We start from the raw sequence: 22,034 nt of genomic DNA, 5'->3' as shown, positions 1-22,034 counted from the left end.
AAACTCGAATAATCTAATTTCCTGAAAACGTTCCTCAACAATCTCGCCCTTTAGTGGAGTAACTTTATTGCTACTCAGCAGTTTCTTAATACGTCTTTCAGTTCAGATTTTCTTTTCACTATAAAAACCTCTCTTTAGATAAACAGATCCAAAGGGACAAAACATCGCGTCTTTTAAATAAACACCGTGACTTTATTTAAAAGCGATATTAAACATATTCTTCAAATCCTGGAAGCATATGTTTGCCGCAAATGAAAAGAACCATAAGCTTGCCAAACGGCAAAATTATAATTTTGATAGCTGTCGTCATTTTTTATTCATATATTGGAATTGATTTTCATAATGCGGAAAAATAGGGGGATTTATATGTCAAAGTGGCAATCTAAAGAACAATTGGTTCAATTATTAAGCAATCTTGTTGAAATTCCTAGTATTACAGGTTCAGAAGCTGAAGTTATATTGCCAGACTTTGTTGTAGAACAATTATCTGACTTACAGTATTTCAAACAAAATCCGCATCATTTACAAAAAAATCCGACGGGGGATGGACGATATTTTGTTACAGCTCTAGTAAAGAAAAGTGATAGTACGAAAAATACTGTAATTCTTGTTAGTCACTTTGATGTTGTAGATGTACAAGATTATGGAGTGTGGAAAGAAGATGCATTTAACCCTAAAAAATTAACATCTATGTTTTATTCTCATAAAGATGAGCTACCAGATCATGTACGTGAAGATATTGAACAAGGAGATTGGCTATTTGGTAGAGGAACGATGGACATGAAATGTGGTCTAGCTTTACAAATGGCGATGGTTGAGCAAGCTTGTGAAGGAAGATTTGATGGGAATGTTCTTTTATTGGCTGTTCCAGATGAAGAAGTGAACTCTGTAGGGATGAGAGCTGCTGTTCCAAGATTATTAGACCTAGCAAAAGAACATGACTTAGAGTATAAAACGGTCCTAAATTCAGAGCCTATGTTTTCAAGACATCCTGGTGACCAAAATAAGTATATTTATACTGGTTCTATTGGGAAGGTGTTACCTGGTTTCCTTTGCTATGGAAAAGAGACACATGTAGGCGAACCTTTTGCAGGATTAAATGGGAGCTATATGGCTGCATTATTAACAGCTGAATTAGAGTTGAATACGGACCTTTGCGATATTGTAGATGGTGAAGCAAGTCCTCCACCAACTAACTTGCTTCAAAGAGATTTAAAGGAGGATTATTCTGTACAAATTCCTCATCGTGCAGTCACGTTATTTAACTTGTTTTTACTAGAAAAAACGATGACAGATGTAGTTTCATTGTTACGCCAAAAAGTAACGAAAGTAGCAGAGAAAATTGAAGAATCGTATGAGGAGCGAGCGTATCATTTTTCTAAGTATAATCCGTTCATACCGCCTAATCTTAAAGTAAATGTATTAACGTATGAAGAGCTTATCGCTTATGCAATTGAACAACATGGAAGAGAAAAAATAGATGAAATTCAATCCGATATTATAAAAAATAGAGAAGATAAAGATGATCGTGCAGTAACTATTGATTTAGTAGACAAATTAGCTATCTTATGTAAAGAAAAGGCTCCAATGATTGTACTTTTCTTTGCGCCGCCATACTATCCAGCTGTGAGTTCACGCAACAATCCTTTAATTAGAGAGGTAGTTGTAGAAATGGAAAAGTATGCCCACTATAATCATAGCATTACATTTGAAAATCAAAATTATTTTGGGGGAATTTCAGATTTAAGCTATGTTGGCTTACAAAACCCATTGGATTCAATGAGTTCTCTTGTCGACAATATGCCATTATGGGATAAAGGTTATTCGATTCCACTTCAGGAATTAGAAGAGTTTGACGTTCCAGTATTAAATATGGGACCAGTAGGAAAAGATGCACATCAATGGACGGAGCGTCTGGACGTAAATTACGCATTTGAAACGTTATTAGATATGTTACCTATATGTATTGAAAAACTACTTGTTTCTAATAAAGTTACACAGTCATAGTATTTGCATAAGAGCGAGAAAAGGACCGTAGTGATACGGTCTTTTTTTCGTAATGAATAGTTTGAAACCTTAGATTTATGAAATTGTGATGTAAGAATTCTCCTTAAAATAGATTCGCAATAAACTATTTAGAGAGAGTAGATATGGCTTGTACACTTTTTGTAACGGTATTTGCTGAGTTTTTGTATAATATAATTATGTGAAGTTAACATAACTTATTGTATCAATAATATATATTTGCGTAGAATATCCATTTTAAGATTTTGAAGTACCCCCCTAAATGAAAAATTTATTTCGCTAAAGTTAGTTACTTAGTGAAGTCTGCTCATTTTTTTCGTATTAGGGAAGAATGTACTTTTTAACTTGATGGGTATGGGGTAGTACCCCTTGTAGCAAAACCGGAGTGGAAATGATGAGTATAAATAGTTTTGTGAGATTGATAAAGGACGAATTATTAAAAGAGGTAAGCATAAGAAGTGAGGATGAATTCGAGCCTATAGTAGTTAAAGATATTCCTAGACTTTGGAAGTGTTTAGGGACAGGTAATTATGCCGCAGTATTTATGCACAAAGAATACAAAGATTGGGTAGTGAAAGTTTACGCGCGAGAAGGAGAAGGAATTGAAAAAGAGTCAGAAGTATACCGAAGAATCGGAAATCATCCTTCTTATTCGAATCTTATATATAAAGGAGAAAATTTCATAGTATTGAAACGTTTAAAAGAAATTACCTTATACGATGCTATTCATAAGGGGATTAAAATTCCTAAGCAGGTAATCCTTGATATCAATGAAGCTATAGAGTATGCAAGGGAGCAAGGATTAACTCCTTGTGATGTTCACGGAAAAAATGTGATGATGGAAAATGGAAGGGGATATGTAGTCGATGTATCTGATTTCTTAAAAACAAAAGAAGATAGTAAGTGGAGAGACTTAGAAAAGGCATATTTTACATTTTACTTGCCTTTCATTTATAAATTGCCTTTCCCTGTTAAAATACCGTATTTCATGTTAAACATTGTTCGACGTTCATATAGAAAATATAAGAAGCTTAAAAAGAAATTCAAATTGTAAAAGGACCACATACTTATCTTTAGGTTAGATAAGTGAACCACTAGTAAACAAAAGGACCGTACATTTTAGATATGTCTAATATGTACGGTCCTAATTTTATAACTTCATGAAGTAATTTATTTATAAAATGATTGTAACAATAGAATATACCCATTTCAGTACATTTCATTTTAAACATATTGATGTACTATAGTTCTAAACAAATCACAATAATGGATTAGAAGGGGAATAAACTATGTACACAGACGCAATTGAGTATTAAAATTTCAATCTAATTTACCTTTGCATAGATGCAGGTATCAGTTAGTTTTTTACCGTCAGCTGAAAGATCTTCATTACGTAATATCCCTTCAAGCTCAAAACCTAGTTTTTCAGGGATCGTACGACTTTTAGTGTTAGTAGATTCACAGCGTATTTCAATCCTTCTAAATTTGAGTAACTGAAATCCAAGGTTTGTTAACTCACTTACTACCTCTGTCATATATCCATTGCCACTAAATTGCGTATTAATCCAGTATCCAATTTCACATTTAGAAATTTTCCAATTAATTCCGTGAAGGCTAGCAGTTCCAATAAAATCATTAGTATCCTTATGATAGATAAGATAGCGAAAGCTTTCTCTTTTCAAAAAATCTATATGGGCATTTCTCAGGAGAATTTCCGTTTCTTCAACAGTAGGAATTGACTGAAATAAAAGCAACCATTGTTTTAACTCATTAATTGAATCCTTAATAGCTTGGTGTACGACATTCCCGTCACCAGCTTGAAGTGGTGCTCGAAGAATTAGTCTGTCTGTTTCTATTTGTAACGGAACATCTAATAAAATAGAATTCATATCATTTCTCCTCTCGAAAACTTTAAATTATGACAGAATGAAACTTATATAATAAAAAAACTTTCACCCAAAAGAAATAATTCTTGAGGACGAGAGTTGCAATTTCATGGCACGTTATTATGATAAATAAATTAAAAAACACCCTATCTCACTAACAGGAGATCCCGTCACAGCATTACTATAAGTTATTACAGAACCGTGCGAAGCTCTTAGTCTTTCTTCATTAAGAACTTGATATGTAGCAATACAGTAAAGTTTATCTCCCATAAAGGGACCTCCCAAAAATTAGTAAACAATAAATATATATTCAATTAATCACTTAGAAATCCCTTTTCACATATTGAAAACCAAACTGCCAGTTGGTACAAAAAATGGCTACCGAAGCAGCCTTAGGTTGTTTAACTCATGCATGCGTTAGTTGAATAAGGAATTATTATTTTTTTATCTATTGGCTTACAATTTTTATCTTTTGCATTTCTTAGCTTGATGGTGATGGGGGCGTACCCCTACTAGAAAAATTGTCTCCGCGTGAACGTGAAGAACTTGAAAAATTTAAAGAAAGCACAAGATGCTTTTGATAAACATGAAATCGGGAAAGCTATGAATAATGTTCAAAAGGCAAAAAGTGATGAAAATAAAGAATTAACAAAGCAATGCATTGCAAGGTGAGATTCAACAAGAATTTTTAGCTACATTTAATAAGCTGAACATGAATGATATTACTGGCGATGTAAAAGAAGCCCGTAAATCTTTAGATGATCTTATGGATTGGATACAACAATCTGACTTATTAAAATCTCAAAAGGATTTTGTTGATACGTTACCTGAAAAAGAAGCGAGTATCTCTAAACTAGAGGAAAGTAAAAAATAAAGAAAAGAGGTTACCTAAAAGTAACTATTCAGCGACTTTTGGGACAACCTCTTCTTTTCGTTGTGGATTTTCAAGAAAATTTAGAATAAAATAAAAATATAACCATCTACCTATTATTTACTAATGAAAAGAAAAGGGGTAGCGAAATGCAACTGAAGTATGGGAAGCACATTAATATATTATCTATTGTTCTAACTTTGTTCTCTTTTTCCGTAATTGTAAGTTTCTCTACCTGGTTGAGTGGATATTCAATTCCCAACCTTTCTACAATGCTTAAGGTAACAATGTGGAGTGCATTTATTCTTGGAATTATAGGGTTTAGACAAGAGAAAAGCGCACTAGCGATTATAATTATGGGAATATGTGCCTTTGCTCTAGTCGTTCTATATACTTATGCGGTTATAAGTTTTCTTGAGCATTAAACACAAAAAAAGAAACGAACATTTTTGTTCGTTTCTTTTTTTGGGGGATGATTATTATAAAATAGCCTCTTCTAATGATTGAGTGCTGAATCCAAGAATTGATTTTTGAGTGTTATTCTCATGATCTTTTACAATGATATATGGAACGCCCTGTACGTTAAAGAATTCAAACTCTTCTTTTCCTTCTGGGGTATTAGAGGGGTACCACCCACACATCCATCAACTTAAGAAAAGTAAACACCCCAAAAACAAAAAAATGAGCTGACTTCTCAAAAAAACTAACTGTAGAGAAAGAAAATTTTCATTTAGGGGGTACTTCAAAACCTTAGCTTGATGGGCTTTTTTCTTTTTTCTAAAGATCCAGTGTAAGTTCTTTAAATATTTTCATACCAGATAAACCCTATTGGGTTTTAATTTTTTGGATTACGCTACATGCTTGTGAGGCATAGAAAGGTTATATACGACGCCTAAGATATCAAAGACGGTTTCTTCTCATACCTATGGGATTTTCGTCCGTTTTTCTGTAAGAGATCAAACAGACGAAACAATATCTTTGTTAATTCTTTGGTGTCTTTTTGTAGAGATTCATAAATAAGTAGAAAATAATCTTTTATGATATAAATCGTTTTATATTCGCTTAATTCTCGTTTTCTCTTGATGAGAATTAATTGGCAGATTTGAGACACAGAAGCTATTTTGAACGTAAGGGATTTGTAAGGAATAGGTAAGGAAAAAGAGATTTTCATTGTGTATGATGAAAATATAAAGAAGCATGAAAGGAGGAACAGATATAACTTATATATGAAAAACAAACCAGTTAATAAGAGCGTTTCATGGAAAAGAAATAAATTCTGAGGTTAACATACATGCAAAAAGAGGGATTTACCGTTTATTAGGACAGAATGGAGCTTGTAAAAATAATCATTATGAAGATGATTACGAATTCAATGTTGACTTTTTGTCATCGGTAGAGATGATAGCTGTGTGGTGAGTATGAAATATCAAGCAACCACCTATACAATATGAATAGAGGAGAGGAATGCCTTATGAAAACACGTAGTCAAATTACATTTGCAAGTCTGGCTCTTTTAATAGCTGGAAGTTCCCTGTTATATACAACGCCAGCCTCAATTGTAAAAGCAGAGCCCACTCAAAATGTATCTAGTTCGTTACAAACAAGCACTCAACGAGATCGTACTTCCGTCAAGCAAGCAATGCGGGATACATTGCAACTTGGATACCCGGGGATACTTGCTAAAACTTCTGAGGGTGGAAAAACGTGGAGTTATGCCGCTGGGATAGCGGATCTGAGAACCAAGAAACCAATGAAAACAGATTTTCGCTTTCGCATTGGCAGTGTGACGAAGACGTTCACAGCAACGGTTGTACTTCAATTAGTCGGAGAGAACCGCTTGAATCTAGACGACTACATCGAAAAATGGTTGCCTGGTGTCATTCAAGGAAACGGATATGATGGTAACCAGATTACTATCCGGCAGATATTGAACCATACAAGTGGTATCGCTGAATACTCAAGGTCAAAAGACGCTGACTTTACGGATACAAAAAAATCGTATACGGCTGAAGAGTTAGTGAAGATGGGGATTTCTCTGCCCCCAGACTTTGCCCCAGGAAAGGGCTGGTCTTATTCAAACACAGGATATGTATTACTAGGTATTCTTATTGAAAAAGTAACCGGAAACAGCTATGCGGAAGAGATTGAAAGTCGGATTATTGAACCGCTTGAATTGTCGAATACATTCCTACCTGGCAATTCAAGCGTTATTCCAGGCACCAAGCATGCCCGTGGATATGTCCAACCAGACGGAGTAAGTGAGCTAAAAGACGTTACTTATTATAACCCAAGTGCAGGTAGCTCAGCTGGAGATATGATTTCTACTGCTGACGACTTAAATAAATTCTTCTCTTACTTGCTCGGGGGTAAATTACTGAAAGAACAGCAACTAAAACAAATGCTTACTACAGTTCCTACAGGAAAAGAAGGAATCGATGGATATGGTCTTGGAATCTATGAAACTAAGCTTCCAAACGATGTCTCGATATGGGGACACACAGGTGGCATTCTAGGGTTTACTACTCTTGTTGGAGGTAAACTTGGAGGCAAGCATACGTTGGTCGTCAATTGGAATAGTTTGGGTAGAGCTGACAGTCCTAATCCTTTTAAAAATATTTTACTTGCTGAATTTGGTAAGTAGGTAAAAAGGAAAAACGGATAAATTTTGTCATATTTTTTATAGTTAAACAAATAAGTGATGAATTCGATTACTTATCTAAGGAGGCAATTCTCTCATGAAAAATAAACTATCTGGGGTGTTAGCCGCTACATTAGCGCTAACGATGATCCTACCAACAGGGGCGATAGCATCTTCAAGCAGTAAGACTCCGGTTGTAGCTAACCAAGAAGTTGCTAACCAAGAACTGGAGAAGATTGCGGCAGAGAAGGCTGCGCTACTCACGAAGTCCTATGGGACGACTAGCGTGCAGTATGCGCTAATTGATAATGGTAAACTTATTTTGTCGGGTCAGACAGGCAAGAACGATATGGAAGGAAAACAGCGGCTGAACAAAGATACTCTATATGGGATTGGTTCAGTCAGTAAAATGTATGCAACAGCGGCTGTAATGAAATTGGTCGACGAAGGAAAAGTCGATTTGGATGCTCCTGTTGTCCACTATGTTCCTGATTTCAAGATGAAAGACGAGCGGTACAAACGCATTACGCCACGTATGCTGTTAAACCACTCCTCCGGCTTGCAAGGTTCCACGTTAAGTAATGCATTTTTATTTAACGATAATGATACCTATGCCCATGATGTCTTGATGCGGCAATTGTCCAACCAAAGCTTGAAGGCGGATCCTGGCGCGTTCTCGGTATACTGCAACGACGGCTTTACGCTGGCCGAGATTTTGGTGGAAAGAGTCAGCGGTATGAGCTTTACCGAATTTATACATCAACGGTTTACAGAACCCTTACAGCTGAATCATACGAAAACGCCGCAGGACAAATGGGAAGACGATAAGCGGGCTGGACTCTATTTTCCGGCGTACCAAGGGAAGCTTCCCATTGAATCGGTGAATGTGATTGGTTCGGGAGGGATCTCTTCCACGGCAGAAGATATGGTACGATTCTCACAATTATTTATGGGACAGGGAAAAGGGATCCTCTCTGATAAGGCAGTCAAGGCGATGGAGCAAGAGGAATATAAAAAAGGAATGTGGCCGGGGGATGGAGGTAATATTTTCAACTATGGTCTTGGCTGGGATAGTGTGAAACTATACCCATTCAGTGAATATGGGATAAAAAGCATGGCTAAGGGCGGCGATACAACACTGCAACATGCTATACTGGTCGTGCTTCCGGAACAGAAGATGGCAGTGGCTGTGTTGTCATCCGGCGGCCAAAGCTCTACAAATCAACTACTGGCAACTGAATTACTGCTCGCCGCGCTTAAAGAGAAGGGCACAATTAAGGACATCAAGCCAAACAAATCCTTTGGCAAGCCGGTCAAGGCCAAGATGCCTCAAGACGTGACGAAGAAAGCGGGCTTTTACGGCAATAGCGAAAGTCATTTCAAAATAGAAATTACGAAGAATGGAGAACTGTTCTTACCATCTAATCGAGAAGAAAAATATGTATATACTGCGAATGGAAGCTTTATTAATGAGAAGGGTACTTCCAAGCTCAACTTCGTCACTGAGAAGAATGGAAGCACTTATTTGAAGGTGAGCACATATAAATCGACGCCAGGCTTAGGGCAAAATGTGATGACTCACTATTTAGCCGAGAAACTAGAAGACAACGTGCTATCGAAGAAAACCGCTGCCGCATGGGCGAAGCGGGAAGGCGTCAAGTTCTATCTCGTGAACGAGAAATTTAGTTCTATTGAATATCTCGTTCAACCGAAACTTATTACCACACAAATTACTCGCAAGGAAGGCCTGGAGGGCTATTGGGACGGCAGAAAAATTACAGGTCCGAACACCGCGGCGCATCAGCTCCAGATCCCCGTGATGAATGGCCGTGATACGACGGAAACTCATTTCTATACAGAAGGCGGCAGTGAATATATGGAGATGGCCGGATTGTTATATGTAAGTGGATCCAACGTAAAACCGCTTGATGCAGGCCAATCATCCAAAGTTACGCTACAAGCAAATGGGCATGCGAAATGGTTTACGATCCCACAAGCGACAGCAGGGAAAACGATGAGCGTGACGTTGTCATCGAAGAGTTCATTCGCGGTGTATGATGAGAAGGGAGTATGCGTCAATTTTACCGTTGTGAGCGGCAATAACAAAGTAAAATTGCCGAAAAACGGATCGGTTGTATTTGCTGGCGCGCCGAACTCGGAATTTGCAATCACGTTGAACTAGCTACGATTCAAGATGGACTTCAACAAAACCAGTAAGACACAGAAAAGGTGTTTTGCTGGTTTTGTTTGTATTTACGCATTATCTTTACCGAAGAGGCTTTCCACGAATAATATCACGCTCAAACTCTGCAAGAACAGCTATCATACCAACTTTTTAGCTGTTAAGAAACTTTGCAACAGAACCAGACATGTACTCCTTCATCACTAAAAACAGCCAGTTTTGATTTTAAATTTTTTTATTTATTGACTATGAAGTAACCACATAGTTTATAGTATGAACATTATTCCTTATAGGAGGCAATATAATTAGATGGATAGCTATAAGTTAACTAAAAGTGATGTAATTAAGATTTTTAATACTACGAAAGAAATACTTCGATTCTATGAAGAAAAAGGATTAGTTCAGCCAAAGGTAGGTAAAAATAACTATAGATTGTATGGAAATGAAGACCTACAAAGAATTAGCCAAATCTTCTTTTGTAAAGATATGGGTTTTTCAATTGAAGAAATTGATTTAGTAATAAATAAGAGAAATATAATAAACAATATGAATACCAGGATTTAGTACTTTTGCTGGAGGTATACTTGGAGGTAAGCATACGTTGGCCGTCAGTTTGAACAGTTTGGGTAGAGCTGACAGTCCTAATCCTTTTAAAAATATTTTACTTGCTGAATTTGGTAAGTAGGTAAAAAGGAAAAACGGATAAATTTTGAGGTTTTTGGAACTTTGACGGTAATCCAGCGCTATTAAGCTAATAAAATAAAATCCTCCCTAAAATAAAAAAATACGCTATTCTTTCTGTAGAATCATAGGAAAGGATGGCGTGTTTTCATTTTGAGCAAGATTTTGCTTTTCCAGCCTGAGAGAAATGTGGTGGGAACATATACAGAATGAATTTAAAATATAATGGGGAGGGAATTTATGAATATAATAAAAGATTGTAATTTTTATCTGGTTAAAGTTATCTCAAATGAAGAAATAGGACCCAATCATGAGTCCTATTTCTTCATTTGCAGGTATTGGTGGTTATATACTATGATTCTGTGTCTCTGTATTTATCAATAAACTTTTAGACATAACAGTTCTGCAATGTCACCTTATCCTTAAAAACCTTCAATTAATCCTTTTTTAATCCCTTTTACGACTGCTCCAACTCTTGAATCTACACCCAGTTTTCTAATAATTGAAGAAATGTGATATTCTACAGTTCTTTTACTGATTGAAAGGTCCGTACTAATCTCATAATTTGTTTTATCTTTTGAGATTAAGAGTAATATTCTTTGTTCAGCAGAAGTTAGTGCTTCAATATTATTTCCCATAATCTGATTCTTAGAAAATAGTATATATCCCATGTGACTTTGACGAATTGCGTTAGCTAGGTCAAATGCTGATCTTTCTTTCGTAATGTATGCACTTGCTCCAGCTTCAAAGGCCGCATTATAATATTCTTCATGATCATATCCTGATAGAATTACAACCTTTACATCCGGAAATTTTGACAATAAATCTTTTGTAAGTTCAATACCATTATACTGCTTCATCCTGATGTCTGTAACAATTACATCAGGACGGGTATCTTCCACAGTTTTAATTAATATGGAAGGATCGTGAACGGTATTAATCACCTCAATATCTTCCTCAGATTCTAGTAGTCTTTGGATGCCTAGCATAACCAACAAATGGTCATCCACTAGTAGTGTATGTATACTCATTATTTTCCTCCCAATTTACTGGTATGGTAAATGTGACTAATGTTCCATGTTCTTTTTCAGAAGATATTCTCAAATTTCCGTTCAACTCGGAAATTTGACGCTGGATGGTCATTAGACCAAGGTGGTTGCTTGTACTAAATTCAGAAAAACTGTTCGGAACACAAAAGCCTATGCCGTCATCTTCTACAGTACAAACATAGCAGCCTCTTTCTTCTATGATATGTATTTGAACATTATTCCCCTTGGAGTGCTTAATAGCATTATTCAGTAGCTCTTTTATAATACGATAAATCTGTATTTCGAGATTTTTCGAGAGAATTTTTAATTTGCAATTAAATTGTATATGAATGAGAATGCGATAATTTAATTCGAACTCGCGTTTTAGTGTGTGTAAACTTGCTTCTAAACCTAAATCTTCTACGATAATAGGGTGAAGATTATGACACATTTTTCTAATGCTATAGATAATATCTTCAAGTTGCTCATCCATTGAATTTAATATGTCTATAGAAAAGTTTCTTTTGGTCTGAAGCATTCTTATTTCGTTTAATTGCAAAATAAGAATTTGAAGAATTTCATCATGTAAGAAAATCGAAAGCCTTTTCCTTTCATTCTCTAGAGATTGAATAATCTGATAGTTAAATTGTTTCCAGTTTTGAGCTTTTACCTTTGCTTTTCGAATTTCTTTTTTATTACTATTGAGGGTATTAACACTTAATAGTAAATTTGCCGAGTTTATTACAACCTCTTCAAGTTCATTAATTTCTTGAGGTTTAAATAATGTATAATCATTTTTTTCACCAATAATAATAGCTCCCTGCATGCCTTGGTAAATGAGTATTGGAAAACAAATTAAGTGGTATTTTTCAAACTGAATATGAATAGGAGTAGTACCTTCCTTTAGTAAGTAATTCTGTTCAAGTTGATTCAATTGGTTAAACAGCTCAAATTTATCCATATCCTGAAAAATACCTGTCTCATATAATGAATGATAAATACTATTTGAATTCCATATTATGGAAACGCCGTTAATGTTAAACATCTGGTTAATAAGCTGTCCGACTAATTTTGCAAGTTCTTTAGCATGTTTTTCCTTCGAGAGTGTTTGAAAAAGCTCAATCTTATGTAAACCTAATTGTGCATCCTTTTTTATGTTTAAATACCTAAATAATGAGAGAATAAGTTTATATATATATACAGAGAGTACAACAGATAATACACTTAAGCCGCATAGTATAAATATTTCTTTTTGTGACAAATCTATGAATTGCTCAACCGAAAAATTTAAAAATAAGAAATTGAGCAAGTAAAAGAGTAAGTTTGTTAGCCATTTAGAAATTCTAATCTCAAATTCGATAACTTCTTGCTTTATTAATAAATAAGAAATAGTTAAAGGAAATATAATAATACTAGGTAAACAATATGTAAATGGAATTTTAGATTCCCCAAAAAGTAGACCGGGAATCAGATTAAGTAGAACAATAGGTAAAAAACTAAGAATAATACCAAAAATCAGAATATATAATTGACTTTTCACCTTAAGGTTATTTTCTCGTAAATGTAATGAAACAAGAAAAACACAGATGCTAATACTCAGAAATAGGTTAGTAATTAGTAAAACTTTAAATAAAAAGCTAAAATTATTGTTAGACATATATCCAAAACAACAAAAAATTATATAAATAATTGTCAATCCTGTTGAAATTACAAATGATACAAGGTTGAATATTTTTACATATTTTGGTTTGGTAGATACAGGGAAATTAGAGAAAAAACTTATTAAGAGATAAGAAAGTATAAAAATACTACTCACCTCTATAGCTTTAAAAATATTTATATCATAGCTAGATAATAAGGATGTTAAAATAGCTATCCCAAAGACTGATGTTAGAGAAAAGAATTTTTTTGCTACAATAGATTGTCTTTTTTTTAAAAAGCTAATTAATCCTATAGTAAAAAAAATAAGACTAATAACGCTGATCATATAAAAATGACTAATTAATAAAGAGTTAACGCTTTCTTTAAAATTACTAGAGTGAAAATAGTAAGTATTTATTAAAAGTATTAATAAATATAAAATGCTTAAAGGTATACAGAACCAAATATTACGCATAGGAGTGACCTCTGCCCATAACCATCATTTGAAAATAAGTCATTTCGTCTTTAGAAAGAACAAAATGCATTTCTAAGAGTGCAAATGCTTTTCTATAATATAGTTGAGATAGGATACGACAATAGTGAAGTGCTCCAGATTGTTCTATGTAATCCCGGACTAATGCCCGAACTTCAGGTGACGAAGATATTTGTTCATCCGTTAAATTTTCAAAAAAATTATCCTGTGTTTTGCAACTATATTCATAAGCTTTTAAAAAAGGAAGATAAGCCTTTAAGTCCTGAAGGTCATTTTTATTATCTGTCATGGCATCATTAGCATCATTTCTTAGCTGACCAGCTATCCCTATATAAGATGTAATTTCTTTTAAAATTCTATTTTCAGGATTAATAGTTCGAAAGATAATTTCTGTGAGTAGACCGGATTTCTTTTCAATAAGTTTCATATATTCTTCTTCACTTAAAATTATTTTTTTATCTATTGAAAAACAAAATTGGATATCTTTCCATTCTCCACAACACGAATGTATCAATTGTTGGAGAAGATCTCGTGTTGCAGTATCTTTTGTCTTATAAGTTAAGTATATCAGTCCTTGCATAAGTAAATATTGAGAAACTAACAAAAAACGAGGATATTCGTTTTTAAAATATAATGGATCTAATACGTCTCCATCACACAAATCATCTATTATATCCGCTGATAAAAAGATAAATTCAACCCCCATTGCCTTATCTAATTCTCTTTTTGTTATTGGTTGTCGTTTGGTCAAAAAAGAAAGAGCTAGATATAGCTCTCCCCACGAGAAGCCAGAATATTCAGGATTTAAAACCTTTCCTTTATGAGAAAGACATTTCTGAATAAGTAGAAGTATTTCAGATTCATCACTTTGATTACGGTAGGAGATATGGTAATCAATATGATTGATTAAACAATCTTTAAACCCACTGATTTCCACCATCAATTTTCACCCGGAAATCCTTTGCATACTCATCTAATACAATTCGCTCTTCAACTGATAGTGTCTCCAATGAAGGACATAATTCATAAGTTTCAAAGGTAAGTTTGTTTTTTTTCATCTCCATTAAAAATTCCCATATTGCTTTATTCATAAAAATAACCCTCTTTCCAAATATTCTGTATTTTAGTTCTATATAAAAAAAATACAATAAAAATGGGATATTTTCAATATAGTCCTTAAATTTTTAATACTTAATTTACATATATTTTTTTTATTATGCGTGAATTTACAATATAAACTTGCGGAATATACGGATTCTACTAGGATATTTATCTGATAAATTAGACACATAAGACATAACGTCTTAATAAAAATTTTAGGGGGAAAAGAAAATGATTAACGAAAAAAACCTTTTTGATTTGGATGTTCAAGTAACAACAGCTTCAGGTGATGTAGATCCACAAATTACAAGTATTTCAGCTTGTACGCCTGGTTGTGGTAACACAGGTTCATTCAATAGCTTCTGTTGCTAATTGCTACATAAGACATAACGTCTTAATAAAAATTTTAGGGGGAAAAGAAAATGATTAACGAAAAAACCTTTTTGATTTGGATGTTCAAGTAACAACAGCTTCAGGTGATGTAGATCCACAAATTACAAGTATTTCAGCTTGTACGCCTGGTTGTGGAAACACAGGTTCATTCAATAGCTTCTGTTGCTAATTGCTACATAAGACATATTGTCTTAAAAAAACTTTAGGGGGAAAAGAAAATGATTAACGAAAAAAACCTTTTTGATTTGGATGTTCAAGTAACAACAGCTTCAGGTGATGTAGATCCACAAATTACAAGTATTTCAGCTTGTACGCCTGGTTGTGGAAACACAGGTTCATTCAATAGCTTCTGTTGCTAATTGCTACATAAGACATATTGTCTTAAAAAAACTTTAGGGGGAAAAGAAAATGATTAACGAAAAAAACCTTTTTGATTTGGATGTTCAAGTAACAACAGCTTCAGGTGATGTAGATCCACAAATTACAAGTATTTCAGCTTGTACGCCTGGCTGTGGAAACACAGGTTCATTCAATAGCTTCTGTTGCTAATTGAATGCCAAAAAAGAGGGAACACAGATGTGTCCCTCTTTTTCTCCTATTATAATATTTGATTAGAACAGAAGGGAAGATTCCAAATGATTACAGAAAAAAGGAAGACTATTCATACATCAAATAAAACCGCATGTAATAATATATTTGAACCTCTACCATTTTTTATGATTAGATCCCCGTTTTTACCATTTAACGCACTATATCAAATTAAGGATCAAGAATTATTGATTGAAAAATTAAGGGAATATGCAGAAATGGATTACATTAAGGAAGCCATTGCCATTGCAAGTCCTTCATTGCTTGAATCTCTTAAATATATACATGGTGATTTAAGTAATAGGAAAACACAACAAGTAATATCTTCTGTATTACGATATATGTTAAGAATGACAACACGCCCAACACCTTTTGGAGCTTTTTCCGGGGTAGCATCCGGAGAGTTTAAAGAAAAATCTTTACTTGAAATGAGCCATTTTGAACAATTTAAGAAAAGAACTCGGCCTGATATGGAATGGTTATTGGGAGTGGTTTCATCACTTGAAAAAAATCCTTGTATTCTCCAATTTTTAATGGTTAGTAAAAATCATGCTACTTATCGTGTCGGAAACCGCCTATATTTACCTTTTTCAACTGAATGTGGACAACTTCGTAAGAAAGATATGGAGAAAAAAGAAAATATTTCAATTACATATAGTGAAGTTGTTAAGAAAGTTTTAGATTTAGCTGAAACACATATTACAGTGAAAGAGCTTCTCCAAAAGTTGAATAATGACTATCCAGGCACAGATATAAAGGTAATGGAAAACTTTATTCTCCAGTTGGTAGAGCAAGAATACCTTATAACTGAGCTAAGACCGCCACTTACATATGACTCCCCATTTGATTATGTGATTGACAAGTTAAAAGTAAGAGTTGGTGAAGATCAAATATGGGAAGATTTACTGAAGGTAAAAGATTTAATACTTGTTTATGACCAATTACAGCTTGGAAAGGGGCTTTCTATATACAACGATCTTATCCTATTAATGAAGGGGATTTATGAAGTTTCAACGCCTCTTCAAGTAGATTTCGCTTTAAATATGCATGATTTAGCTATAGGAAAAAACGTAGCAAATGATGTTAGTAAAGCAGCTCAAGTGTTATGGAGCATAGCCGATAGCGGAGTTGGATTTCCTCATCTCCAAAAATATCATATTGAATTTTTAGAAAAATACGGAACAACTAGGGAAGTTCCATTGGTAGAACTTTTAAGTGAGGAATTAGGGCTTGGAGCACCCGCGACATATAAAAATCCAAAAGGAAATAGGGATGGAGAAAATTTTACGCCGCCTTTAGATGAAGAACGTAATGTCCAATTATCATATATGCTTATTGAAGCTATTCATAATCAGCAAAAAGAAATTGAAATTACTGATGAAATAATTAGCAGAATTGGAATAGAAAAAGATACTCGATACGCTCCAGATTCATTTGAAGTATATGGAGAATTGTATGCTACTTCGCAAGAGGAATTAGACAATGGAAAGTATAATTTATGCCTAAGCCCAAATCCAGGATCTCATGCAGCAGGAAGCACATTTGGTCGATTTTTAGATATCTTAGATCCAAATGTTAGACGTGAAATTCAGCAACAAGAAGCGGAGATTGACCATCAATTTAATAATGATATCGTTATGGTAGAGGGAAGTTTTCTTCCGGCAACTGGCCGTTCAGCGAATGTGGCAATTGGAAAAACTACAAGAGAAGTAACTGTAACTCTTGGAACAAATGGAGATGAAGATACTTTGCAAATTCCAATTGATGATATTGTCGTTGGAGCATCATTAGAAAACTTTTATCTGAAATCTAAAAAATTTGGGAAAAGAATTAAAGTGGTAGCTGGTAATGTACTAAATTACCAAAGTGGCCCTAATATTTATCGCTTTATGAGAGAAGTTTCCCTAAATGATTTAGACCACTGGAGAACATTCAATTGGGGTAATATGACATCTTCACCTTATTATCCAAGGATTCGTTACAAAAATATCATTCTGTCTCCTGCAATTTGGAAGTTAAATAGAGAAACTATTGGTATGAAAAATAAACCTAAAAGTGATGATGAATTTTTAATCCTATTTGAAAAATGGAGAGTGAAATGGGCTGTTCCACGCTATGTATTTATGACGTATAGTGACAATAGGATTTTAATTGATCTTGAAAATATTCTTCATCTTCGAGAATTAAAGAATGAACTTTTTAAGCAGGGTAGATTACAGTTGAGAGAATCATTACATGACATCAATAAAAATTGCCTTAGCAGCCCGCTGGGTAGTCATGCAATGGAAGTTGTATTTCCGTTGAAAAAAATGAACGATGTCGCTAAAAGGAAGAGTTTAGGAGCTATTGAAGACGGAAAAAAAGAGATGGTTAGTGAGAAAATGATTTATCGTTTGCCCGGAAGTGAATGGCTATATGTTAAGCTCTATGTTCCACAAGCAAGAGAGAATGAATTTATTTCAAAATATATGACATCATTTGCTAATAATATTGTACAAAATGGTTTGGCTCAATCATGGTTCTTCATGCGATATCGTGATCCAGATGCTCATATTCGTTTGCGATTTTATGGAGATCCCAAGAAGTTGAATGCATCTGTTCTTACTCATTTAAGGGATTGGGCAAATAATTTAATGAACTCTGGATTTATTCATAAAATGACGATTGATACGTATGAACGAGAAATAGAGCGATATGGTGGTCCGTATCTGATAGAATTGGCCGAGAATTTCTTCCATTACGATAGTAGGTCAGTAACAATGCTTCTTAATGTGATCGGACAACAAGCTGAACTGCCAGTACATGCACTGGCATCCTTAAACATAATTGAGATTATGGAGAATTTTGGTTTAACTTATGAACAACAATTGGAAACTATTGAAAGAAATACAGATAAATATGAATTCATGGATGAATTTAGACCAATGAGAAAATTATTAAATAACATTGGAAATCCTGAAGGTGATTGGAATAATTTACGTAATTACAATTCATCAATTGGACTAGAGATTTATAAAAGTCTATTAGTTCGGAGAGAATCATTAAAAGAATATTTTTCCAGTATTCAACAATATAAAAATGAAGACAAGCTCTGGAATAAACAACAAACAATTATGGGAGCAATTATTCATATGCATTGTAATCGACTATTGGGAGCTAATCGGGAACTAGAAAAAAAAGCACTTGCCTTTACGCGGCATATCTTATCAAGCCAGCGATATTGGAGGAATCAGAATGAAACAGATACTCAATCACACACCTGAAGATGAGAAACTATCATTTTCAAATATTTTAAAGTCTTTTCATTATTGGCCTGGTTTATTTAAACTTTTATGGGAAACGCACAGAGGATATTTCTTCTGTGTGCTTACCTTAAATTTTGTAAATGGATTATTACCTGCAGCATTGATTTTGACAATCCAATACCTTGTTAATACAGTACAAAACATCTACCAGAATGGGTACAAGGATGATTATTTTACTCATGTTTTACCGTTTTTTATAGCCTTTGCACTAGTTACAATTTTAACGGGTGTTACAGGATCAGTTTTGGAAACATATAAACAGCTTTACCGAAATCTTCTTTCTAATAAAATCAATGTAAAATTAATAGAAAAAGCAAAAAGATTACCTTATTCCAGTTTCGAGAACCCAGAAATTTACAACAAACTTCAAAGGGCGCGCCAAGATTCCACATATAAACCATTTGCTATTTTTGAAGAACTTATGGGGATTATAAAAAGTGGAATAACTGTGATTTCTATTTCTGGTATCTTAATGATTTGGAACTGGCAGTTTACCCTAATTTTAATTCTATTACCACTAATCTCTTCCTGGTCAATCATGAAAATTGGAAAAGAAATTTTTTTAATTAGTCATAAGCGTGCCGAAGAAACAAGAAAACAATTTTACTACTACTATTTGCTAACGACAGACATCACAGTAAAAGAAGTGAAATTATTTGGATTGGGCAATTTACTTCTAAAAAATTATTCAAATATGTTCAATCGATTTTATCTGCAAGATAGACGTCTGCTTTTAAAAAAGATGAGGATTGACCTGTTTTTTCAATTAATCAGCGTGGCTTTTGTAATGTTTGTGCAGTTTATGGTGGTTATGGATGCTGTAACAGGGATTATTGCTATTGGAAGTCTTATCGCTTATTTTCAAGCTGTAAATACTACACAAAAAACATCTAATGAATTAATGTATATGATTTTTAATATGCACCAAAACAATCTTTATATGACTCAACTATTCTCATTTTTGGACGTTCCTGAAGAAAGGGATGTTTCAAATAATGGAGACAATACTTATTTAGATAGCATCTCTTTTGAGGAAAAAGGTATTCGATTTATAAATGTCTCTTTTAAGTATCCTGGTCAAAAAGAGTATACATTAAAAAAAGTGAATTTTCACATAAAACCAGGTGAAACATTGGCTCTTGTCGGATCTAATGGTTCGGGTAAATCTACGATTGTAAAGTTAATTACAAAACTTTATACGGACTTTGAAGGGATTATTCTATTAGATGGAAAACCCATTCATCAATACAGTACAAACGAATGGCAGGATAAGATTAGTGCTATTTTCCAAGACTTTGTTAGATATGAACTAGATGTTAAAGATAATATTGGCTATGGTGACTATAAAAAAGCCGATCAAGTAATGGCTATACAAGCTGCTGCTAAAAAATCTGGAGCATTAAAGATGATTAATAGTTTGCCTAACCAAATGGATACACAACTTGGGAAAACTTTTGCGAACGGAATTCAGTTATCTGGAGGGCAATGGCAAAGAATCGCCATTTCAAGAGCATACATGAGGGATGCGAGCCTATATATTCTAGATGAACCTACTGCCGCATTAGATCCAGAAGCAGAAGAAGAGGTTTTTAGAGATTTTAAAGAAATTACAAAGAATTGTATGGGGCTCTTTATATCCCATCGGTATTCAACTGTAAGGCATGCTACAAAAATTATGGTCCTCGATAAAGGTAGAGTCGTGGAACTAGGTACTCATAATGAACTATTAAAGATAAAAGGAATATACGCAAGACTATTTGAGTTACAAGCTAAAAATTTTATAGATTATTCCAAAATTCAAGTGAATGTTTAATTAGAGAGGAGAAAAATATGCAATTAACTACAGAAAAAAAGTCATTTTGGTTACAGGGAATTAGTATTGAAAAAAGAAATAAAGCATTAAAGTTAGTTCGTGATATAGCAGAGCAATTAAAGGATCCGATGTATGTAGAAAAAATTGTTATGGAGCCTGATAATATACCAAATGGAGGAACACTTCATCCATGGGACCCCATTACTTTATCCCATGGTTATCCAGGTACTATAATGTTATTTGCAGAATTAGATCGACAGTTTCCAAAAGAGGGATGGGATCTTATTGCACATAGTCACTTGGTAGAAATACAAAAGGCAATAGAAAAACAAGGTGTGAATAGTATTTCTATGTTTGGCGGTGTTTCTGGTATTGCGTATGCGACATCGTATGCTTCGCGTAACTATGAAAGATATCATATATTTTTACAAAAGTTAAATGAATTTGTACTTTCGCAGTTACATCTTGTATTGAACTACGGGAAAGAAGAATGTGGTGTTCATCCATTTATGTACGATACAATCCAAGGTGCTACTGGAGTAGGGCGTTATTTACTGCAAAATATTCAACTTGAATCAAATTTGGAAGCACTCAAACAAATTCTCAATTGTTTTATTAATATGTCTAATGACATTGAGGTGAATGGAGAAGTTCTACCTGGTTGGTACGTACCGTACACCAATCAGTTTTTGGAAACAGATAAGATACTATTTCCGGATGGGAATTTCAATTGCGGCCATGCTCATGGAATGCCTGGCCCACTTTCCTTGATGGCGTTGGCTATCGAACAAGGAATTGAAGTTCCTGGACAAAAGCAAGCGATTCGTAAAATGATAGATTGGCTAATAAAATGGCAAGATGAAGGTTCGTGGCCTGCGAGGCTTAGTTTTAAAGAAGTGGTCAATGACCAATCATACCACGTGTATCCGAAGCGAAAAGGCTGGTGCTATGGAAATCCAGGAGTAGCAAGAGCTCTCTATCTGGCTGGGAGATCCTTGAAGGATCAGAAGGCCATGAAAATTGCATTAAGTTCTTATCAAGATACACTTTTGCAAAGTGAGGAAGAATGGGATTTATCTTCTCCAACATTTTGTCATGGAAGAGCGGGATTATTACAAATGTCTATTAGGATGGCAAAAGATGAAGATGGGGAAATATCGATGCAATCCATTACAAAATTAATAGATTATGTAATGGATGCATATGATCCTCAAGCACCATTTGGCTTTAAAGACTTACAATCCAATGAGCAGACTTCAAACGAGCTAAACAAGGTAGGACTATTGGAAGGTGTAAGTGGTGTACTTTTAACATTATTAAGTCTAAGCGCAGTAGAGGAACCATGGTGGGACGGAGTATTTCTAATTTCCTAATCAAGAATTGAGAGGA

General features: G+C 34.3%; 19 protein-coding genes and 3 pseudogenes. 15 read left to right on the top strand and 7 right to left on the bottom strand.

Annotation, left to right across the window (positions count from 1 at the left end; translation table 11 throughout):
* Positions 1–366 precede the first annotated feature (366 nt).
* Positions 367–2,007, top strand: a complete 1,641-nt coding sequence (locus MKX37_RS16005; protein WP_002128248.1) for a M20/M25/M40 family metallo-hydrolase — start codon at positions 367–369, stop codon at positions 2,005–2,007.
* A 403-nt stretch (positions 2,008–2,410) separates the two neighbouring features.
* A complete protein-coding gene (locus MKX37_RS16000) occupies positions 2,411–3,079 on the top strand; it encodes a hypothetical protein (protein WP_003190427.1) in 669 nt (222 codons plus the stop codon).
* Positions 3,080–3,350: 271 nt separating this feature from the next.
* Here the strand turns inward: MKX37_RS16000 and MKX37_RS15995 are convergent, their stop codons facing one another.
* Entirely contained in the window at positions 3,351–3,914 is a 564-nt protein-coding gene (locus MKX37_RS15995; protein WP_002128246.1) for a GNAT family N-acetyltransferase, read from the bottom strand.
* Positions 3,915–4,031: 117 nt separating this feature from the next.
* Positions 4,032–4,181 (bottom strand): hypothetical protein, encoded by a 150-nt coding sequence (locus tag MKX37_RS15990; protein WP_002185389.1) that lies wholly within the window; start codon positions 4,179–4,181, stop codon positions 4,032–4,034.
* Between the two features lie 391 nt (positions 4,182–4,572).
* On the opposite strand from MKX37_RS15990, the gene MKX37_RS15985 reads away from it, so the two are divergent.
* The gene (locus MKX37_RS15985) at positions 4,573–4,785 is read left to right on the top strand and encodes a hypothetical protein (RefSeq protein WP_002128243.1); all 213 of its coding nucleotides are present in this window, start codon (positions 4,573–4,575) and stop codon (positions 4,783–4,785) included.
* Positions 4,786–4,931: 146 nt separating this feature from the next.
* A complete protein-coding gene (locus MKX37_RS15980) occupies positions 4,932–5,207 on the top strand; it encodes a hypothetical protein (protein WP_002084476.1) in 276 nt (91 codons plus the stop codon).
* Positions 5,208–5,630: 423 nt separating this feature from the next.
* Here the strand turns inward: MKX37_RS15980 and MKX37_RS15975 are convergent.
* A pseudogene (locus MKX37_RS15975) lies at positions 5,631–5,887 on the bottom strand (IS4 family transposase); the annotation flags it as partial.
* A gap of 366 nt (positions 5,888–6,253) precedes the next feature.
* On the opposite strand from MKX37_RS15975, the gene MKX37_RS15965 reads away from it, so the two are divergent.
* The 4 genes and pseudogenes from MKX37_RS15965 to MKX37_RS27485 form a co-directional block, all read left to right on the top strand.
* A complete protein-coding gene (locus MKX37_RS15965) occupies positions 6,254–7,423 on the top strand; it encodes a serine hydrolase domain-containing protein (RefSeq protein ID WP_078422362.1) in 1,170 nt (389 codons plus the stop codon).
* A 94-nt stretch (positions 7,424–7,517) separates the two neighbouring features.
* Positions 7,518–9,602: a serine hydrolase domain-containing protein gene (locus tag MKX37_RS15960; protein ID WP_002167987.1), complete on the top strand. Its 2,085-nt coding sequence runs from the start codon at positions 7,518–7,520 to the stop codon at positions 9,600–9,602.
* Between the two features lie 309 nt (positions 9,603–9,911).
* Positions 9,912–10,166, top strand: coding sequence for a MerR family transcriptional regulator (locus tag MKX37_RS15955; protein WP_242476675.1), 255 nt, complete (start codon positions 9,912–9,914; stop codon positions 10,164–10,166).
* A pseudogene (locus MKX37_RS27485) lies at positions 10,153–10,287 on the top strand (serine hydrolase domain-containing protein); the annotation flags it as partial. The gene MKX37_RS15955 and the pseudogene MKX37_RS27485, both read left to right, overlap by 14 nt.
* 418 nt (positions 10,288–10,705) lie before the next feature.
* Here MKX37_RS27485 and MKX37_RS15950 read toward each other — a convergent pair.
* Genes MKX37_RS15950 through MKX37_RS15935 form a run of 4 tightly spaced genes read right to left on the bottom strand, consistent with a single transcriptional unit; the run spans position 10,706 to position 14,536 of the window.
* Entirely contained in the window at positions 10,706–11,314 is a 609-nt protein-coding gene (locus MKX37_RS15950) for a response regulator transcription factor (RefSeq protein WP_002128205.1), read from the bottom strand.
* Entirely contained in the window at positions 11,286–13,427 is a 2,142-nt protein-coding gene (locus tag MKX37_RS15945; RefSeq protein WP_078422361.1) for a sensor histidine kinase, read from the bottom strand. Before MKX37_RS15945 ends, MKX37_RS15950 begins: the two co-directional genes overlap by 29 nt.
* Positions 13,420–14,388, bottom strand: coding sequence for a polyprenyl synthetase family protein (locus tag MKX37_RS15940; RefSeq protein WP_002128202.1), 969 nt, complete (start codon positions 14,386–14,388; stop codon positions 13,420–13,422). The genes MKX37_RS15945 and MKX37_RS15940 overlap by 8 nt, the downstream gene beginning before the upstream one ends.
* Positions 14,363–14,536, bottom strand: a complete 174-nt coding sequence (locus MKX37_RS15935) for a hypothetical protein (RefSeq protein ID WP_001030236.1) — start codon at positions 14,534–14,536, stop codon at positions 14,363–14,365. The genes MKX37_RS15940 and MKX37_RS15935 overlap by 26 nt, the downstream gene beginning before the upstream one ends.
* A 241-nt stretch (positions 14,537–14,777) precedes the next feature.
* On the opposite strand from MKX37_RS15935, the gene MKX37_RS15930 reads away from it, so the two are divergent.
* The 7 genes and pseudogenes from MKX37_RS15930 to MKX37_RS15900 all read left to right on the top strand — a co-directional run bounded on the left by MKX37_RS15930 (position 14,778) and on the right by MKX37_RS15900 (position 22,018).
* A complete protein-coding gene (locus MKX37_RS15930) occupies positions 14,778–14,918 on the top strand; it encodes a gallidermin/nisin family lantibiotic (protein ID WP_000606628.1) in 141 nt (46 codons plus the stop codon).
* Positions 14,919–14,991: 73 nt separating this feature from the next.
* Positions 14,992–15,108: pseudogene (locus tag MKX37_RS15925) on the top strand (gallidermin/nisin family lantibiotic); the annotation flags it as partial.
* A gap of 49 nt (positions 15,109–15,157) precedes the next feature.
* A complete protein-coding gene (locus tag MKX37_RS15920; RefSeq protein WP_000606628.1) occupies positions 15,158–15,298 on the top strand; it encodes a gallidermin/nisin family lantibiotic in 141 nt (46 codons plus the stop codon).
* Between the two features lie 49 nt (positions 15,299–15,347).
* A complete protein-coding gene (locus MKX37_RS15915) occupies positions 15,348–15,488 on the top strand; it encodes a gallidermin/nisin family lantibiotic (protein WP_000606628.1) in 141 nt (46 codons plus the stop codon).
* An 86-nt stretch (positions 15,489–15,574) separates the two neighbouring features.
* Entirely contained in the window at positions 15,575–18,790 is a 3,216-nt protein-coding gene (locus MKX37_RS15910; RefSeq protein WP_078207028.1) for a lantibiotic dehydratase, read from the top strand.
* Positions 18,762–20,645, top strand: a complete 1,884-nt coding sequence (locus MKX37_RS15905) for an ABC transporter ATP-binding protein (RefSeq protein WP_002128199.1) — start codon at positions 18,762–18,764, stop codon at positions 20,643–20,645. The genes MKX37_RS15910 and MKX37_RS15905 overlap by 29 nt, the downstream gene beginning before the upstream one ends.
* A 17-nt stretch (positions 20,646–20,662) precedes the next feature.
* Positions 20,663–22,018, top strand: a complete 1,356-nt coding sequence (locus MKX37_RS15900; RefSeq protein ID WP_002167992.1) for a lanthionine synthetase C family protein — start codon at positions 20,663–20,665, stop codon at positions 22,016–22,018.
* Positions 22,019–22,034 lie beyond the last annotated feature (16 nt).

The sequence above is a fragment of the Bacillus sp. FSL R5-0709 genome, from assembly GCF_038004785.1.
Taxonomy (GTDB): domain Bacteria; phylum Bacillota; class Bacilli; order Bacillales; family Bacillaceae_G; genus Bacillus_A; species Bacillus_A mycoides.
This window is presented reverse-complemented; position numbering and strand designations above follow the sequence as displayed.

Bases quoted from the DNA above. Each gene is read 5' to 3' on its own strand.
- MKX37_RS16005 (WP_002128248.1), top strand. From the start codon at position 367: ATGTCAAAGTGGCAATCTAAAGAACAATTGGTTCAATTATTAAGCAAT.
- MKX37_RS15995 (WP_002128246.1), bottom strand. From the start codon at position 3,914: ATGAATTCTATTTTATTAGATGTTCCGTTACAAATAGAAACAGACAGA.
- MKX37_RS15990 (WP_002185389.1), bottom strand. From the start codon at position 4,181: ATGGGAGATAAACTTTACTGTATTGCTACATATCAAGTTCTTAATGAA.
- MKX37_RS15980 (WP_002084476.1), top strand. From the start codon at position 4,932: ATGCAACTGAAGTATGGGAAGCACATTAATATATTATCTATTGTTCTA.
- MKX37_RS15965 (WP_078422362.1), top strand. From the start codon at position 6,254: ATGAAAACACGTAGTCAAATTACATTTGCAAGTCTGGCTCTTTTAATA.
- MKX37_RS15960 (WP_002167987.1), top strand. From the start codon at position 7,518: ATGAAAAATAAACTATCTGGGGTGTTAGCCGCTACATTAGCGCTAACG.
- MKX37_RS15955 (WP_242476675.1), top strand. From the start codon at position 9,912: ATGGATAGCTATAAGTTAACTAAAAGTGATGTAATTAAGATTTTTAAT.
- MKX37_RS15950 (WP_002128205.1), bottom strand. From the start codon at position 11,314: ATGAGTATACATACACTACTAGTGGATGACCATTTGTTGGTTATGCTA.
- MKX37_RS15945 (WP_078422361.1), bottom strand. From the start codon at position 13,427: ATGCGTAATATTTGGTTCTGTATACCTTTAAGCATTTTATATTTATTA.
- MKX37_RS15935 (WP_001030236.1), bottom strand. From the start codon at position 14,536: ATGAATAAAGCAATATGGGAATTTTTAATGGAGATGAAAAAAAACAAA.
- MKX37_RS15930 (WP_000606628.1), top strand. From the start codon at position 14,778: ATGATTAACGAAAAAAACCTTTTTGATTTGGATGTTCAAGTAACAACA.
- MKX37_RS15920 (WP_000606628.1), top strand. From the start codon at position 15,158: ATGATTAACGAAAAAAACCTTTTTGATTTGGATGTTCAAGTAACAACA.
- MKX37_RS15915 (WP_000606628.1), top strand. From the start codon at position 15,348: ATGATTAACGAAAAAAACCTTTTTGATTTGGATGTTCAAGTAACAACA.
- MKX37_RS15910 (WP_078207028.1), top strand. From the start codon at position 15,575: ATGATTACAGAAAAAAGGAAGACTATTCATACATCAAATAAAACCGCA.
- MKX37_RS15905 (WP_002128199.1), top strand. From the start codon at position 18,762: ATGAAACAGATACTCAATCACACACCTGAAGATGAGAAACTATCATTT.
- MKX37_RS15900 (WP_002167992.1), top strand. From the start codon at position 20,663: ATGCAATTAACTACAGAAAAAAAGTCATTTTGGTTACAGGGAATTAGT.